Source organism: Phenylobacterium aquaticum, from assembly GCF_022695515.1.
GTDB lineage: Bacteria > Pseudomonadota > Alphaproteobacteria > Caulobacterales > Caulobacteraceae > Phenylobacterium > Phenylobacterium aquaticum.
Genome location: NZ_JALDPT010000004.1, coordinates 18,539 through 34,362 on the forward strand (window position 1 = coordinate 18,539; position 15,824 = coordinate 34,362).

A 15,824-nucleotide genomic window follows, 5' to 3' on the forward strand; every position below is an offset into this window, starting at 1 on the left:
GGAGGCCGAGATGATCGCGACACGGCGGAGCCTGCTGGCCGCGGCCGGCGGCCTGATGATCCCGACCGGCGTCTTCGCCGCCCCGGCCTCGCCTGTGGTCCGGACGACCTATGGCCCCGTGCGCGGGAGCCTCGAAGCGGGGATCAAGGTGTTCCGGGGCGTGCGCTACGGCGCCGACACCGGTCCGCGCCGATTCCGGCCGCCCATGCCGCCCCAGCCCTGGACCAAGGTCGCCGCCGCCACGGCCTATGGCCCGGCCTCGCCCCAGGCGGGCGGGGACGAGGGGCCGCAGAGCGAAGACTGCCTGGTCCTCAATGTCTGGACGCCGGGCCTGGCCGACGGCGGCCGCCGGCCGGTGATGGTCTATCTGCATGGCGGCGCCTATTCCGGCGGGTCCGGCTCCGCGCCGCTCTATGACGGGGGCCGGCTCTGTCGGCGCGGCGATGTGGTGGTGGTGACGATCAATCACCGCCTGAACGTCTTCGGCTATGGCTATCTCGCCAAGCTCGCCGGCCCGGCCTTCGCGGGCTCCGGCAACGCCGGCATGGACGACATCGTCCTGGCGCTCCGGTGGGTGCGCGACAACATCACAGCCTTCGGCGGCGATCCGGGCCGGGTGATGCTGTTCGGCCAGTCCGGCGGCGGGGCCAAGATCGCCACCCTGATGGCCATGCCCAGCGCCCAAAGTCTGTTTCACGCCGCCGCGACCATGAGCGGCCAGCAGGTGACCGCATCGGGGCCTCTGCACGCCACCGAGCGGATGAAGCTGTTCCTCGCCGCCGTCGGCCTAACGCCGGACCGCGCGGCCGAGGTCGCGACCCTGCCGGCCGCCAAGCTGATCGAGGGGCTGGCGGTGGCCGATCCCTTCACCCCCGGACGGCTCTATTTCGGTCCCGTGATGGATGGCGCCGCCCTGCCGCGGCACCCCTTCTATCCGGACGCCAGCCCGCTCGGCCTGAAGATCCCGATGGTCATCGGCAACGCCCATGACGAGACCCGCGCCTTCCTGGCCCATTCAAAGCCCGATCCCTTCGCCATGGGCTGGGCCGATGTTCCGGCGCGGATCGCCGCCGAGATGCGGGTGGATATCGATCCCGATGCGGTGGTCGCCGCCTATCGGGCGCTCTATCCGGCCTATTCCCCGACCGAGGTGTTCTTCGCCGCGACCACCGCGGGACGCTCCTGGCGCGGCGCGATCATCGAGGCGGAGGAGCGCGCCAAGGCCGGCGCCCCGGCCTGGGTCTATCAGCAGGACCTGCCGACCACGATCGAGGGCGGCCGGCTGAAGGCCATGCACATGTCGGACATCGCTCTGGCCTTCGACAATCTGGCCCAGCCGGGCTCGCTGACCGCCCCGTCGCCGGGCGCCCAGGCCGTGGCCGATCGGATGAGCGACAGCTTCATCGCACTCGCCCGCACCGGCGACCCGAACCATTCCAAGCTGCCGGCCTGGCCGAAGTACGAGCTGGACCGCCGCGCGACCATGGTCTTCGACCTCGACACCCGGGTGGTCGACGATCCCCGCGGCGCCGAGCGGCGGCTGTTCGCGGCCGTGCCCTATATCCAGCCCGGAACCTAGGCGCTGGCCCGCATCGGGAAGGGGACGATGACGCCGTCCTCGTAGCGCGGGGGGATCGGATCTTCGGCCGCCCCTTCGTCCGGAACCCGCAGGGTCAGGTCGTTCATGGCGAAGGCCTGGGCGACCAGGCAGGCGGCGGCGCCGAACGGCGGGCGCGGCGCGTCGGCCAGCAGCCAGGCCAGGTGGGCTTCCATCCGCCCATAGTCCTCCGCCTGGGCGGCGGCGAACAGGGCCAGCATCAGGCGTTCGTCGCAACTGAGCACGTAGGAGCCGGGAACGCAGAGGGTGACCTTGCGCCGCCCATGCAGGCCGAGCTCGTGCACGAACACCGTCAGCGCATTGAGGGTCTCGGTCCCGATCGGCCCGCAGCAATCGGCGAACTGCCGCTTCAGCAACGGACAGCCGCCGGCTCCGAAAGCCAGGGCGCGTATGGCCCAGATCAGGGTGTGCTCGCCCCGCAGGAGGTCGCTGAGGCGGGTCGGGGCGGGGGCGGCGAAGGTTCGGGGTTCGGCCATCTGAGGTCTCCTGGATCGAAGCCTCCATAATGCAATTGAGAATGAGTCGCAAATAAGAAGCGGCAGGAAGCGCCCCGGCCGCGCGCGCTTTCCGTAGCGTCGCCGCTAGGCTGCGACCGCGCTTGGGCCTAAGACAGCGGCATGCGCGAGATCACCCATTTCATCGACGGCGCGGCCAAGGCCGGCGCTTCGGGCCGCTTCGGCGACGTGTTCAATCCCAACACCGGGGACATCCAGGCGAGGGTCCAGCTGGCGACCCCGGCCGAGCTGGACGCCGCCGTCCAGGCCGCGGTGCGGGCGCAGGGCCCCTGGGGCGCGACCAATCCCCAACGCCGGGCGCGGGTGATGTTCGAGTTCAAGCGGCTTGTCGAGCTGCACATGGACGAGCTCGCCAACCTGCTCTCCTCCGAGCACGGCAAGGTCGTCGCCGACAGCAAGGGCGACATCCAGCGCGGGCTTGAGGTGATCGAGTTCGCCTGCGGCATCCCGCATGCGCTGAAGGGCGAATACACCGAGGGCGCGGGCCCCGGCATCGACGTCTATTCCATGCGCCAGCCGCTGGGCGTGGCCGCCGGCATCACCCCGTTCAACTTCCCGGGCATGATCCCGATGTGGATGTTCGGGGTGGCCATCGCGGTCGGCAACACCTTCATCCTCAAGCCGTCGGAACGCGACCCCAGCGTGCCGGTGCGTCTGGCCGAGCTGTTCATGGAGGCCGGCGCCAATCTGGGCATGGACCTGAAGGGCGTGCTGAACGTGGTGCACGGCGACAAGGTCTCGGTCGACGCGATCCTCGAGCATCCGGAGATCAAGGCGGTCAGCTTCGTCGGCTCCTCCGACATCGCCCACTATGTCTATCTGACCGGCACGGCGAACGGGAAGCGCGTCCAGGCCATGGGCGGCGCCAAGAACCACGGCATCGTCCTGCCCGACGCCGACCTCGACCAGGTGGTCAAGGACCTCTCCGGCGCGGCCTTCGGCTCGGCCGGAGAGCGCTGCATGGCCCTGCCGGTGGTGGTGCCCGTCGGTCAGAAGACCGCCGACGCCCTGCGTGAACGCATGATCGCCGAGATCGACAGCCTGAAGGTCGGGATCTCCACCGATCCCGCCGCCCATTACGGCCCGGTGGTCACCGCCGCCCACAAGCAGAAGATCAGCGACTACATCCAGATCGGCGTCGACGAGGGCGCGGAGCTGGTGATCGACGGCCGCGGCTTCTCCATGCAGGGCTATGAGAAGGGCTTCTTTATCGGCCCCAGCCTGTTCGACCAGGTGAAGCCCACGATGAAGACCTATCAGGAGGAGATCTTCGGTCCCGTCCTGCAGATCGTCCGGGCCGAGAGCTTCGACGAGGCGCTCGCCCTGCCCAGCGCCCACCAGTACGGCAACGGCGTCGCCATCTTCACCCGCAACGGCCGCGCGGCCCGCGAGTTCGCGGCGCGGGTCAATGTCGGCATGGTGGGCATCAATGTCCCGATCCCGGTGCCGGTGGCCTATCACTCCTTCGGCGGCTGGAAGCGCAGCGCCTTCGGCGACGCCAACCAGCACGGCATGGAAGGCGTCCGCTTCTACACCAAGGTCAAGACCGTCACCGCCCGCTGGCCGGAAGGCGACGTCACCGACTCCTCCTTCGTCATTCCGACGATGAAGTGACGACCGCGCGGCCCAGCCGGGCTGCGTAGGCGTCGAGCAGATCTGCCGGTTCGCCGGTTCCGAACACATAGCGGTCGGGCCGGACCAGGACGGCGGCGGCGCCCTGGGCGTCGAGCCACGACGTCAGGGCGGGCGCCAGGCGGGCGAGACGCGGATCGTCCAGGGCCACGCTGCGCACGCCCTTGGCGGTCCGGCCGGGACGGGTGCGCGAGATCAGCCAGGCGCCCGGACCCAGCACGTCGTCCAGCCGCTCCACCGCGCCTGCATCCGTGCTCCAGGGCTGGGGGAAATAGGCCCCCGCCGCCGGGGAGCCGGCGAGGATGGCCCCGGCCGCGAAGGGCTGGGGAGTCTGGGGGGGGATCGGCGGCGCCCCGGCCGCCTGGGCGGCCAGCATCTGGGCGTCGCGGGCCGCGACCTCGGCCGGCTCGGTGGCGCAGACCACCTTGCCCATGCCGATCGCCAGCTGGATCAGGGCCCGCGCATGGGGATCGCGCTCGGTCTGGTAGGTGTCGAGCAGGGCCGGATCCGCCCCGTCGCGGATCACCGCCTCCAGCTTCCAGGCCAGGTTGGCGGCGTCGCGCAGGCCCGAGCACATGCCCTGGCCAGCGAAGGGCGGGGTCTGATGGGCGGAATCCCCGGCCAGCAGCACCCGATCGGATCGCCACTGGCGGGCGACCAGCCCATGGAACCGATAGACCGCCTTGCGCTCGATCTCGACGGGGCCGCAGTCCCACTTGGCGATCAGCGGCAGGATGAAGCCGTCGTCCAGCACCTGCTCGGCCGTCTCGCCGGGGCGCAGCATGAACTCCCAGCGATGGCGGCCGGGACCCATCAGCACGCAGGTGACGGGGCGCTCGGGATCGCAGAGCTGCAGATTGATGTCCGGCGTGTGGGCGTCCGGCCCCACCAGGACGTCGACCACCAGCCAGGGTTCGTCGAATCCGAAGTCGTCGAGGGTGATCCCGAGCGCGCCGCGCACCGCGCTGGAGGCGCCGTCGCAGCCCACGACATAGCGGGCGCGAACCTGCTGTTCGCCCGCGACGCCGCTCAGGGTGACGGTCACCCCGTCGGCGTCCTGGGTCAGGCCGGCGAAGGCCCAGCCCAAGCGGATCTCGCCGTCCGGACAGGCGAGCGCCGCGGCCCGCAGGGCGCGCTCGATCTCCGGCTGATGGAACATGTAGCCGGTCGACCAGCCGGACGGACTGCGGCCCACCGGCAGATCGAAGCGCATCAGCACCTGGCCGTCGGCGGCGCGGAACTCATAGGCCGGGGCTGGCCGCGAATGTTGGGCGGCGACCTCGGCGACACCCAGCGCCTGGAAGACCCGCATGATCTCGTGGTCGAAGTGGGCGGCGCGCGGCAGGGGATAGACCTCCGCCGACTTGTCCACGGCCAGGGTCTTCACCCCGGCGCGGGCCAGGAAGGCGGTGAGCGCCGCGCCCACCGGTCCCAGTCCGACGACCAGGACGTCGCAATCGAAGCCGCTCATGGTTCGACCGCGCAGGGATTGTCGATGGCGCCCAGGCCCTCGATCTCGATCCGCACATGGTCGCCGGGTTGCAGGAAGCGCATGGGCTTCATCGCCGCCCCGATGCCGCCGGGGGTGCCGGTGAAGATCAGGTCGCCGGGCTCGAGCGTCATGGCCTGGGACAGGTGGGCGATCTGGTCCCAGACCTTGAACACCAAGTGGCGGGTGTTGGAATGCTGGCGTTCCTCGCCATTGACCACGCAGCGGATTTCCAGCGCGTGGGGATCGGCGACCTCGTCGGCGGTGGTGATCCAGGGGCCGAAGGGGGCGTGGCTGTCGAAGGACTTGCCGAGTGTCCACTGCGGCGTGCGGTGCTGCCAGGCCCGCTCGGTGGCGTCATTACCCACGCTCCAGCCGAACACCGCGGAAGGCGCGTCGCCGACGCCGATATGGCGTCCGCCCTTGCCGATCACCGCCACCAGCTCGGCCTCGTAGTCGACGGCGGGCGAGACCTTGGGAATCTGGATCGGATCGAAGGGGCCGCTGGCCGAGGTGGCGGCCTTGGCGAACCAGATCTGATGTTCCGGCGTGCCCAGGCCGCTCTCGGCGATATGGTCGGCATAGTTCAGGCCGATGGCCATGATCTTGCCCGGACGCGGGATCGGGGCCTCCAGCCGGACCTCGGCGAGCGCCAGGGTCTGGGCGGGCGCCGCGGCGATGCGGCGGACTTCCGGCTCGACCGCGTCCCACTGGGCGATCAGGTCGATCATGCGGGCGGGCAGGGCGGGCGCGAGGCGCGTGAGCGGAACGATGCGGTCGCCCTGGACGACGCCCAGTTCGGGCGCGCCGCCGGCGGTGAAGGTCGCGAGTTTCATGGGCTTCCTCTGGGGTTTAGGCGGCGGGCGGCGGGAAAGGCTGGCCCCACTGGACGCCGAGCAGCTCCTGCGGGCCGGCGACGCCGGGCGGGTCTTCGGCGACGAACAGGTCGCCGTCGGTCCAGTGCTCCAGCGGATGGCCCCAGGGATCGAACCAGTAGTCGAACACCTGACTGCCCAGGATATGCCGGCCGACGCCCCACTGGGGCTTTGCGCCTGTGGACTTCAGGTGCTCGTGCCCGCGCATCAGGTCGTCGAGATCGCGGACCTCGAAGGCGGCGTGGTTGAAGCCCTTCCCGTTCGGGTGCTGCAGCAGGAACAGGGTGTGGTGGTCGGTGAGCGCGTCGCCCCGGTCGCAGCGCAGGAAGGCGCCCAGCGCGAAGTCGGGGCCGAGCTGGATCTCGTCTGAGGTCAGGAAGCCGAAGTGGTCCTTGTACCAGCGCTCCGAGGCGCGGAAGTCGGTGACGTCCAGCACGGCGTGCCCGATCCGCAGGACCTGGGCCGGGCCGGCGCCGGTGCGCTTGACCTGACGCTGGCGGGGGCGGGCTTCGGCCGAGTTCCACGGCGCGACCGGGGCGAAGGGCAGGGGCTCGACCGGGGTCTGGCCGGCGACCACCTCGACCAGATTGCCGTCCGGATCGGTCAGGCGGACGACCTGACCGCCGCCCGGCGCATCGAAGGGCTCGACCACCGCGCCGGTCTCACGCGCCAGGGTCTCGAGATCCGCCACACTCTCGGCGCGCAGGCCGAGCGCCTTGAAGCCGGCCTCGCCGCGCTCGGTCGCGTGGACGAAGGGCGCGGCGCCCGCGCCGCGGAAGAAGATGCGGTCGGTCTCAATGGCGGCCGGGACCAGGCCGAAGGTCTCAAGAAAGCCGGCCATCCGCTCCAGGTCGGGCGCGGTGAAGCGCACATGGGCGATGTCCTCGATCCGGATCATGGCGTCCTCCCAAAAATGACTGATCAGTCAAATTTCATGGATTGTGGGACTCGTCAAGGGCTTGGAACTCGAATCGTCCTTCTCCCCTTGCGGGCGAAGGTGTCGTCCGAACGGACGACCGATAAGGGGTCCCGCTCTGTGAACTCATCTATTATGAAGTCATGCTGCAAGTCCGGAGCGACCCCTCATCCGACCTGGCTCCGCCAGGCCGCCATCTCCCGCAAGGGGAGAAGGATTCGGGGAGTGGGTGGGCTGCATCGAATTATATGACCAATTAGTCACTCTCTTGCCAAGCCGACCGTCGCCGTCGCAGTATCTCCCCATGACCCCACGCCCGCTCTCGCCCTTCGAGGCCCAAGACATCCGCACCCTGATCGACGGCCAGGCCGCCCGGCGAGGGCAGCATCCGCTGCTGATCTGGGAGCCCTTCGAGGGCGAGGGCCGGACCTGGTCCTATGCGGAGTTCGCCGAGGCCGTGCGGCGGTTCGCGGCCGGCCTGCAGGCGCGCGGCGGCCAGCCCGGCGACCGGGTCATCGTCCATTTCGAGAACTGCCCGGAAAGCCTGATCGCCTGGCTCGGCAGCGCCTATGCCGGCCTGGTCCCGGTGACCACCAACGCCAAGTCCTCGGTCGACGAGCTCAGCTATTTCGCCATCCACAGCCGGGCGATCGGCGGGGTGACCCAGCCACGGTTCGCCGCCGACCTCGACCGCGCCGCGCCTCAGCTCGCCTGGATTGCGGTCTCGGCCGATGACAATGGCGCTGCGCCCACGGCCGACCTGCCCGCCCGCGCCGAGCCCTTCGCGGCCATCGACGCCGATCCGGCGACCCTGGCGCAGCGGCCGCACGATCCCTTCGCCCCCTTCGGCATCCAGTACACCTCGGGCACCACGGCCCGGCCCAAGGCGGTGCTCTGGACCCACGCCAATGCGCTCTGGGGCGCGCGGGTCTGCGCCATGCACGAGGACCTGCGGCCCGACGACGTGCACCTGGTCTATCTGCCGCTGTTCCACACCAATGCTCAGGTCTATTCGGTGATGGCCGCCTATTGGGCCGGCGCCAGCGTGGTGCTGCATCCGCGGTTCTCGGCCTCGCGCTTCTGGCCGACCTCGCACAAGTGGGGCTGCACCTGGACCTCGATGGTGCCCTTCTGCCTCCAGGCCCTGGCCACCCAGCCGATCCCGGAGACCCACAGCTACCGCTTCTGGGGCAATGGGGTCTGCGCGCCGCGCACCGACGCTCTGTTTCGGGTGAAGACCATCGGCTGGTGGGGCATGACCGAGACCATCGCTCACGGCACGGTCGGCTCGGCCCTCCATGACGATGCGCCCATGTCGATGGGCCGGCCCTCGCCGGCCTACGGCATTCATGTGTTGGACGCCGACATGAACCCTGTGGCGCCGGGGGAGACCGGCGACCTCTATGTCGAGGGCGTGCGCGGCGTCTCGCTGTTCGCCGAATACGCCGAGGATCCAGAGGCGACGGCCCGGGCCTTCACCCCCGACGGCCTGTTCATCACCGGCGACCGGGTGCGGGTCGGCGCGGACGGGGCGCTCTATTTCGCCGACCGCAGCAAGGACATGCTCAAGGTGGGGGGCGAGAACGTCGCGGCCTCCGAGATCGAGCGGGTCGTGGCCCAGACGCCGGGCGTGCGCGAGGTGGCCGTGGTCGGCCGCAGGCACCCGATGCTGGACGAGGTCCCGGTCGCCTTCGTGATCCCGGTCGATCCCGCCGATCTCGACCTGCCCGAGCGGGCCATGGCCCTGTGCCGCGAGGCCCTGGCCAGCTTCAAGCAGCCGCACGAGATTCGCCTGGTGCCAGAGCTGCCGAGATCCACCCTGGAGAAGATCGCCAAGGCCGAGCTGCGCGCCATCCTGGCGGCGGAGAGCGCCTAGAGCATTTTCCGAAAAGTGTGACGCACTTTTCGGATTCAAAAATGCTCTATCTTTTGAATTAGAGCCCTTTTTATCCGATCTGGTTGAATCAACCAGATCGGAAAGGGCTCTAGACCGGACGGCGGATGATCTCGTCGGCGGCCTGGGCGGCCAGCCGCTCGGCCTCCTCGGCCGCCACGCCCATGCCCTTGAGCATCATGCCGCAGAGCTGCTGGGCGATGGGCAGGGCGACGGCCCCGTCCTCGATCGCCCGGGCCATGGCCACCTGGGACACGCCCATCAGCAGCAGCAGGCCTGCCTCGGTCGTCGCCAGGGAGAAGCGGCCGACCGCGAGCCCGGCCGAGAGGTCGTCCAGCACCCCCTTGTTGAGCCGCGATACGGTCGCCCCGGTGGGGGTCAGGGCGCGCAGCAGGATGCGGGTGTTGCGCGGCTCGTCCAGGGCGTAGCGCACATAGGCGCAGACCCCGCGCACCACCCGGCGGGCGGGATCCTCCACCCCGGCGTTGACCGCGTCCACTGTGGCCTCGATGCGGCCGCGGATGGCGATCAGCAGGGTGCGGACCAGATCGTCCCGGTCGGTGAAGTGATTGTAGAAGGTGCCCTTGGCGACCTTGGCGGCGCGGACGATGTCGTCGATGGCCACCGCGTCGATGGGGTGCTGGGCGAACAGATCCTCCGCCGCGGCCAGCAACGCCTGGCGGGTGCGTGATCTTCGTCCTTCCGCCGGCGGGGCCGTCACGTCCTGTCTCGCTCCCGGGTCAAGATTCGCCCGAGCTTAGCGGCATTCGCACGGCCGTGCGCCCTGTCGCGGGGAATTGGTGGGCCGGGGCGGGCCAGATGCTCGTCAGAACCCGCCCCGGTCGCATCCTCAGGCGTGGGGGAGGCCCTGGGACGCAGCCACCGCAGGATGGACGACCCGTCCAGCCTGGATGTTCAGCCCGGCGGCGAAGCCGGGAACTTCGGCGAGCGCGCGCTCCACGCCCTTGTCGGCGAGGGCCAGGACATAGGGGGTGGTCGCCGCGCCCAGCGCATAGGTCGAGGTGAGCGGCGCGGCGCCTGGCATGTTGGCCACGCAATAGTGGACCACGCCGTCCACCACATAAGTCGGCTCGACATGGGTCGTGGCGTGCGAGGTCTCGAAGCAGCCGCCCTGGTCGATGGCGACATCGACCAGCACCGCGCCCTTGCGCATCAGCTTCAAGTCTTCGCGCTTGATCAGCTTGGGGGCCGAGGCGCCGGCCACCAGCACGCAGCCGATCACCAGGTCGGCGGTGGGCAGCAGCTCCAGCAGCGCGCCGCGCGAGGACAGCACCGTGCGGGCGCGGCCCTCGAAATGGGCGTCCAGCATGGCCAGGCGGGCCGGGGAGATGTCCATGATGGTCACGTCGGCGCGCATGCCGACCGCGATCTCGGCGGCGTTGAAGCCGGAGACGCCGCCGCCCAGGATGATCACCTTGGCCGGCGCCACGCCGGGCACCCCGCCCATCAGCAGGCCGCGACCGCCGGCCGGGGCCAGCAGGTAGTGGGCGCCGACCTGGGCGGCCATGCGGCCGGCCACCTGGCTCATGGGGGTCAAGAGCGGCAGGCCGCCGTGCTCGTCGAGGATGGTCTCATAGGCGATGGCCGTGCAGCCCGAGGCCATCAGGCCCTTGGTCTGTTCCGGATCGGGCGCCAGGTGGAGATAGGTGAACAGGGTGTGCTGCGGGGTCAGCAGGGCGATCTCGGAGGCCTGGGGCTCCTTGACCTTCACGATCAGCTCGGCGGCGGCGAACACCGCCGGGGCGTCGGCGACGATCTTGCCGCCGGCGTTGGCGTATTCGGCGTCCGCCAGGCCCACGCCTTCGCCGGCGCCGGACTGGATGAAGACCTCGTGGCCGTGGGCGACGAGGGTGGCGACGACGGCGGGGGTCAGGCCCACGCGGCGTTCAAGCGGCTTGATCTCAGTGACGGTACCGATGCGCATGGGTCTCTCCTGGCTTCGACTGATCTGAGACTAGGCCCGGCCCGCGGGAAAAACTTTGAAATCTCGGGCCCCGGCTTAAGGATTTGAGCAAGGTTTCACCGAAAGATGGCCACCAAATGGTGAAATCTTCAGTCATCCTCGATTCGACCGACAAGAACCTGTTGCGCCGGCTGCAGGCGCGGGGCCGCGCCACAAACGCCGAACTGGCCGAGGCGGTTCATCTGTCGGAGTCCGCCTGCTTCCGCCGCGTGCGGGTTCTGGAGACCGAGGGGGTGATCACCGGCTATGCCGCCAATGTCAGTCCGGCGGCCGTGGGCCTGGCGCTCACCGTCTATGTCAGCATCACCCTGTCCAGCCAGGCTCAGGACGTGCTGGCCGCCTTCGAGCGGGCGGTCGCCGAGGCGCCGGAGATCATGGAATGCTGCCTGATGACCGGTCAGGCCGACTACATGATCCGGCTGGTGGCGAGCGACGTGGAGGACCTGGAGCGCCTGCACGCCACCCTGCTGACCCGCCTGCCCGGCGTCGCCCGGATCAACTCGTCCATCGCCCTGCGCACCGTGGTGCGCCGGACCGCCCTGCCGGTCCGCTGATCGCGGCCGATTGTTGACAGCGCTGTCAGACCGCCTAGGGTCCGGCCAAAGGGCGCATCAAGCGCCGAGCCGGAGGAGCCCAAGGTGCAGACGACGATGACCCCGCAGGGGGGCCAGGCCGGATCGGCCGGCCTCGCCCACCAGAACAAGCTGATCGGGCTGATGATGAGCCTGTTCTTCGCCTTCGGCTTCTGCACCGTTCTGGTCGACACCCTGATCCCCAAGCTGAAGGGCATGTTCCAGCTCTCCTACGCCGAGGTGATGCTGACCCAGTTCTGCTTCTTCCTGGCCTATTTCATCGTCTCGGCCCCGGCCGGCTGGCTCCTGACCAAGATCGGCTATCTGCGCGGTGTGACCCTGGGCCTCCTGGTCATGGCCGGCGGGTGCCTGCTGTTCACCCCCGCCGCCGAGCTGGGGACCTATCCGGGTTTCCTGCTCGCCCTGTTCATCCTGGCGTCCGGCGTGACGACCGTGCAGGTGGCGGCCAATCCGATGACCGCCAGCCTGGGCGATCCCTCCAAGTCCCACGCCCGCCTGACCCTGGCCCAGGCCTTCAATTCGCTGGCCACCATGGTCGGACCGATCTTCGGCTCGGCGCTCATCCTGCGTGGCAATGTCGCCCTGCCGGAGCCGGCGACCCTGACGGCGCCGGCGCTCGCCGCCCTGCGCCGGCATGAGGCCCAGGCCGTGCAGCTGCCCTTCATGGGCATCGCCGTGGCCCTGCTGGCGCTCGCCGCCCTCTGCTGGGTCCTGCGTCGCTGGGCGCCTGTGGCGGCCGCGCAGAGCGGGGGAGGAGCGACCCTGCGCCTGCTGAAGAACCGCCGGCTCGCCCTGGGGGCGGTCTCGATCTTCGCCTATGTCGGCGCCGAGGTCTCGATCGGCAGCGCCATCGCCAACTATCTGATGAGCGGCCATGTGCTGGGCCTCAAGCCCCAGGTCGCTGGCTCCCTGGTCTCGGTCTATTGGGGCCTGGCCATGGTCGGGCGGTTCATCGGCGCGGCGGCCCTGCGCAAGCTCTCGCCGGGCAAGGTGCTGACCGGCTGCGCCATCGGGGCCGGATGCCTGGCCGCGGCCTCGGGCCTGTCGACGGGGATGGTTGCGGCGGTCACCATCCTGGCGATCGGCCTGTTCAACTCGATCATGTTCCCGACCATCTTCACCCTGGCCATCGAGGAGCTGGGCGAGGAGACGCCGCAGGGCTCGGGGATCCTCTGCCAGGCTATCGTCGGTGGGGCGGTCGTCCCCCTGATCACCGGCTTCGCCGCCGACCGCCTGGGTCTCAGCCTGGCCCTGTTCGTGCCGGTGGTCTGCTATGTCTGGATCGCCACCTATGGCTGGCTCACCGCCCGTAGCCCCGCCCATGCGGGCGAGACCCTGGGCGAGGTCCTGGGCTGAGCCGGGAAGGGGGGAGGCCTCAGGCCTCCACCCCCACCGGGATCACATGGCCGGTGCGCGGCAAGAGCACCTTCAGCAGCGGCCCGGTCATGATGGTGGTGGTCACCGCCATGATCACCAGCATGGTGAAGACCTTCTGCGGCAGGACGCCCAGGTCGTAGCCGACATTGAGCACGATCAGCTCCATCAGGGCCCGGGTGTTCATGAGCGCCGCCAGGATCGCCGACTCGTCGCGGTCGAAGCCGTTGAGCCGTCCGGCCAGATAGACCGGGACGATCTTGCCCAGGATCGCCGCCGCCAGGATCACGCCGAGCCAGACCAGATCGTCGGCGCCGGTCAGGCCGAGCACATTGGTTCGCAAGCCTGTGAAGGTGAAGAACACCGGCAGGAAGAACACCAGCACGAACTGCCCCACCTGCCGTCGCCAGGCCGCCACGAAGGCCTCATGGGCGTGGAACAGGAGGCCGGCCGCGAAGCCGCCGAAGATGGCGAAGACCCCGAGCCTCGAGGTGCAGATCGCGAGACCCAGGACCAGGACCAGGACCGCGGCCATCAGATTGGGCGCGAGCTCGCCGTGCTTCAGGGGGAACGTCCTGACGAGCCAGGCGGCCAGGGGCGCCAGCGCATAGCGCAGGCCCAGTCCCAGGAGCAGCAGCCCGCCCCACTGCAGGACCAGGCTCGCCCCCGTCAGGCGCGAGGCGGCGAAGGCCGAGACGGCGGCCAGGGCCAGCCAGCCGACCAGGTCATTGATCGCCGCCGCCGAGATCGCCACCACCCCGATGCGGGTCCGCGACAGGTCGAACTGGCGCAGGATGCGGCCGAGGATCGGCACGGCGGTGATGGCCATGGCGACCGCGCAGAACAGGGCGTAGGCCACCGGGTCCCGCCCCGCCGCCATGACCGGCGCCGACATCCAGCCGACCGCCAGGCCCAGGACCAGGGGCGTCGCCACCGAGGCGGCGGCGATCACCCCCACGGCGCGGCGGTTGCGTCCGGTCTTCAGCAGGCCGAACTCGAAATCCATGCCGATCTGGAACATCAAGAGCGTCAGGCCGATCTGGCTGATCGCCGAGATGGCCGGCGCAGGATGGGCGCCGAACACCGCCGCCGAGGCCGCGGGAAACAGATGGCCGAACAGGGACGGCCCCAGGATCAGGCCGGCCAGGATCTCGCCGATCACCCCGGGCTGGCCCAGCCGGCGGAACAGGGTGTTCATGGCCCGGGCCGCGCCGATCATGATGATCAGCTGGATCAGGACGGAGACCAGGGCGGCCTCGGCGGCGTGCTGCGCGCTCATGGGGCGACCCTCCGCGCCGGTGCGCCGGCTTCGGCGCGGGCGTGCATCGCCGCGACCAGGGCCCGGTGATCGGGCAGGTCGGCCAGGGCGCGCCGGGCGACCTCGGCGATGGTGCGGAACTCGCGCCGCGCCTCGTCGCGACGGGGCAGGCCGGGGCGAAGCCGGCCGGATCGGTCGGATACTCCATGCCGTAGAGCACCCATTGCCAGCTGGAGGTGGGGTACATTTCCAGGTCGGATGTGAAGTCCAGCCGGTGCGGCGGCCGCGACCGCCACATGGCGAGCTTCTCGCGTAGGGTCTCGGGGATTGAGCTTTCGGCGCGGTTGTCGCGCCAGAAGGGCGAGTCCTCCCTCTGGCTCACGCAGTAGTGCAGCTTCAGGAAGTCGACGACCCGGGCGTAGCGCGCGCTCATATGGGCGTTGAACTGCCGCGCGACCGGGGCGAGGTTTCCGTCGAACGGGAACAGGTGGCCGATCAGATAGGCGGCGGTTTCCACCAGCCCGATGCCGGAGGATTCCAGCGGCTCCAGGAAGCCCCCGGACAGGCCCACGGCCACGCAATTGCCGATCCACTGGGTCTCGCGATAGCCGACCTTGAACTTCAGCAGCCGGGCGGACAGCCCCTCGCTCTCCTTGCCGATATAGCCGCGCAGCACGTCTTCGGCGCGGCCCTCGTCGGTATGGGCCGAGGAGAAGACATAGCCGACGCCCCGGCGTTCGGGCAGGCCGATGTCCCAGGTCCAGCCGGCCTCGTGCGCCGTGGAGATGGTGTAGGAGGCGATGGGTTGCTCGGGATCGGCATATGGCGCCTGGATGGCCAGGGCCCGATCGACGAACAGGCTGTCCGACACCGCCCGGAAGGGCGAGCCCAGGGCCTCGCCGATCAGGGCCGCCCTGAAGCCGGTGCAGTCGATATAGAGATCGGCGGTCAGGGTCCCGGCCTCGCGGGTGACCACGCCGGCGATGTTTCCGTCCTCGCCGACCTTCACCTCACCCACCGTCGCATAGTGATGGGCGACGCCCAGCGCCCGGGCTTCATCGGCCAGGAAGCCGGCGAACCGGGCGGCGTCGAAGTGATAGGCGTAGTTCATCGGCCCCTGCCAGGCCGGGTCGGTGATCCGCTTGGGACCCCGGTGCGCATCGGCCACCGTCTTCTGCAGGGTGGCGGCCTGGGCGAATCCGGCCTCGCCGGCGTCGCCCATCAGCCAATAGGGCAGGAGCTCCAGGCCGTCGCCGCGATAGCTCGGGGTGGAGAAGGGATGGAAGTAGTGGTCGGCCCCCGGGGCGCCCGGCGGACGCACCCAATGGGCGAATTTGACGCCCTGCTTGAAAGTGGCGTTGCTGGCCTTGAGGAAGGCCGCCTCGTCGGCGCCGATCGCCGAGAGCGTCCCGCGGATCGACGGAAAGGTGCCTTCGCCGACCCCCAGAATTCCGATTTCCTTTGATTCAACAAGGGTGATAGCCACCCCGCCCTGGCCGGTCGCCAGGGTCTTGGCGAGATAGGCCGCGGTGAGCCAACCGGCCGCTCCGCCCCCCACGATGAGGATCGATTTGACGCTCATGATGAATTTCCTCCCGGTCCTATGCAGACTTCTCGTTGCAAGATGATCACATTTGACTTAGGAATGACAGCGCTGTCGGTAAGCGCTGTCAATT

Annotated in this window: 12 protein-coding genes and 1 pseudogene; 5 read left to right on the plus strand and 8 right to left on the minus strand. The window is 69.7% G+C overall.

Going from position 1 to position 15,824, the window contains the following annotated elements; translation table 11 throughout:
* Positions 1 to 10 precede the first annotated feature (10 nt).
* Complete coding sequence (locus tag MQH10_RS04260) at positions 11 to 1,579, plus strand: carboxylesterase/lipase family protein (protein WP_242562827.1); 1,569 nt, start codon at positions 11 to 13, stop codon at positions 1,577 to 1,579.
* On the opposite strand, the gene MQH10_RS04265 is transcribed toward MQH10_RS04260, so the two are convergent.
* A complete protein-coding gene (locus MQH10_RS04265) occupies positions 1,576 to 2,094 on the minus strand; it encodes a hypothetical protein (RefSeq protein WP_242562828.1) in 519 nt (172 codons plus the stop codon). The genes MQH10_RS04260 and MQH10_RS04265 overlap by 4 nt on opposite strands.
* Before the next feature lie 141 nt (positions 2,095 to 2,235).
* Between MQH10_RS04265 and MQH10_RS04270 the strand changes: the two genes are divergently transcribed.
* Complete coding sequence (locus MQH10_RS04270) at positions 2,236 to 3,747, plus strand: CoA-acylating methylmalonate-semialdehyde dehydrogenase (protein WP_242562829.1); 1,512 nt, start codon at positions 2,236 to 2,238, stop codon at positions 3,745 to 3,747.
* Here MQH10_RS04270 and mhpA read toward each other — a convergent pair.
* From mhpA to MQH10_RS04285, 3 genes are read right to left on the minus strand one after another with little or no spacing between them, the layout of a single operon-like run.
* On the minus strand, positions 3,728 to 5,236 hold the full coding sequence (gene mhpA, locus MQH10_RS04275) for a bifunctional 3-(3-hydroxy-phenyl)propionate/3-hydroxycinnamic acid hydroxylase MhpA (protein ID WP_242562830.1): 1,509 nt from the start codon (positions 5,234 to 5,236) through the stop codon (positions 3,728 to 3,730). The genes MQH10_RS04270 and mhpA overlap by 20 nt on opposite strands.
* On the minus strand, positions 5,233 to 6,090 hold the full coding sequence (locus MQH10_RS04280) for a fumarylacetoacetate hydrolase family protein (RefSeq protein WP_242562831.1): 858 nt from the start codon (positions 6,088 to 6,090) through the stop codon (positions 5,233 to 5,235). Before MQH10_RS04280 ends, mhpA begins: the two co-directional genes overlap by 4 nt.
* A 16-nt stretch (positions 6,091 to 6,106) precedes the next feature.
* The gene (locus MQH10_RS04285) at positions 6,107 to 7,027 is read right to left on the minus strand and encodes a VOC family protein (protein ID WP_242562832.1); all 921 of its coding nucleotides are present in this window, start codon (positions 7,025 to 7,027) and stop codon (positions 6,107 to 6,109) included.
* Positions 7,028 to 7,349: 322 nt separating this feature from the next.
* On the opposite strand from MQH10_RS04285, the gene MQH10_RS04290 reads away from it, so the two are divergent.
* On the plus strand, positions 7,350 to 8,921 hold the full coding sequence (locus MQH10_RS04290; protein WP_242562833.1) for an AMP-binding protein: 1,572 nt from the start codon (positions 7,350 to 7,352) through the stop codon (positions 8,919 to 8,921).
* 109 nt (positions 8,922 to 9,030) lie between these two features.
* Here the strand turns inward: MQH10_RS04290 and MQH10_RS04295 are convergent, their stop codons facing one another.
* Together MQH10_RS04295 and ald are read right to left on the minus strand one after the other, a co-directional pair.
* The gene (locus tag MQH10_RS04295) at positions 9,031 to 9,660 is read right to left on the minus strand and encodes a TetR/AcrR family transcriptional regulator (protein WP_242562834.1); all 630 of its coding nucleotides are present in this window, start codon (positions 9,658 to 9,660) and stop codon (positions 9,031 to 9,033) included.
* 129 nt (positions 9,661 to 9,789) lie between these two features.
* Complete coding sequence (gene ald / locus MQH10_RS04300; protein WP_242562835.1) at positions 9,790 to 10,884, minus strand: alanine dehydrogenase; 1,095 nt, start codon at positions 10,882 to 10,884, stop codon at positions 9,790 to 9,792.
* A 116-nt stretch (positions 10,885 to 11,000) separates the two neighbouring features.
* Here ald and MQH10_RS04305 point away from each other — a divergent pair, with 116 nt between their 5' ends.
* Both MQH10_RS04305 and MQH10_RS04310 read left to right on the plus strand, forming a co-directional pair.
* On the plus strand, positions 11,001 to 11,477 hold the full coding sequence (locus MQH10_RS04305; RefSeq protein WP_242562836.1) for an Lrp/AsnC family transcriptional regulator: 477 nt from the start codon (positions 11,001 to 11,003) through the stop codon (positions 11,475 to 11,477).
* 84 nt (positions 11,478 to 11,561) lie between these two features.
* Positions 11,562 to 12,872, plus strand: a complete 1,311-nt coding sequence (locus MQH10_RS04310; protein ID WP_242562837.1) for a sugar MFS transporter — start codon at positions 11,562 to 11,564, stop codon at positions 12,870 to 12,872.
* Positions 12,873 to 12,891: 19 nt separating this feature from the next.
* On the opposite strand, the gene MQH10_RS04315 is transcribed toward MQH10_RS04310, so the two are convergent.
* Both MQH10_RS04315 and MQH10_RS04320 read right to left on the minus strand, forming a co-directional pair.
* Positions 12,892 to 14,169, minus strand: a complete 1,278-nt coding sequence (locus MQH10_RS04315; RefSeq protein WP_336605041.1) for a cation:proton antiporter — start codon at positions 14,167 to 14,169, stop codon at positions 12,892 to 12,894.
* Positions 14,170 to 14,401: 232 nt separating this feature from the next.
* Positions 14,402 to 15,730 (minus strand): annotated as a pseudogene (locus tag MQH10_RS04320) (tryptophan halogenase family protein); the annotation flags it as partial.
* Positions 15,731 to 15,824 lie beyond the last annotated feature (94 nt).

Bases quoted from the DNA above. Each gene is read 5' to 3' on its own strand.
- MQH10_RS04265 (WP_242562828.1), bottom strand. From the start codon at position 2,094: ATGGCCGAACCCCGAACCTTCGCCGCCCCCGCCCCGACCCGCCTCAGC.
- ald (WP_242562835.1), bottom strand. From the start codon at position 10,884: ATGCGCATCGGTACCGTCACTGAGATCAAGCCGCTTGAACGCCGCGTG.
- MQH10_RS04260 (WP_242562827.1), top strand. From the start codon at position 11: ATGATCGCGACACGGCGGAGCCTGCTGGCCGCGGCCGGCGGCCTGATG.
- MQH10_RS04290 (WP_242562833.1), top strand. From the start codon at position 7,350: ATGACCCCACGCCCGCTCTCGCCCTTCGAGGCCCAAGACATCCGCACC.
- MQH10_RS04285 (WP_242562832.1), bottom strand. From the start codon at position 7,027: ATGATCCGGATCGAGGACATCGCCCATGTGCGCTTCACCGCGCCCGAC.
- MQH10_RS04280 (WP_242562831.1), bottom strand. From the start codon at position 6,090: ATGAAACTCGCGACCTTCACCGCCGGCGGCGCGCCCGAACTGGGCGTC.
- MQH10_RS04315 (WP_336605041.1), bottom strand. From the start codon at position 14,169: ATGAGCGCGCAGCACGCCGCCGAGGCCGCCCTGGTCTCCGTCCTGATC.
- mhpA (WP_242562830.1), bottom strand. From the start codon at position 5,236: ATGAGCGGCTTCGATTGCGACGTCCTGGTCGTCGGACTGGGACCGGTG.
- MQH10_RS04305 (WP_242562836.1), top strand. From the start codon at position 11,001: ATGGTGAAATCTTCAGTCATCCTCGATTCGACCGACAAGAACCTGTTG.
- MQH10_RS04270 (WP_242562829.1), top strand. From the start codon at position 2,236: ATGCGCGAGATCACCCATTTCATCGACGGCGCGGCCAAGGCCGGCGCT.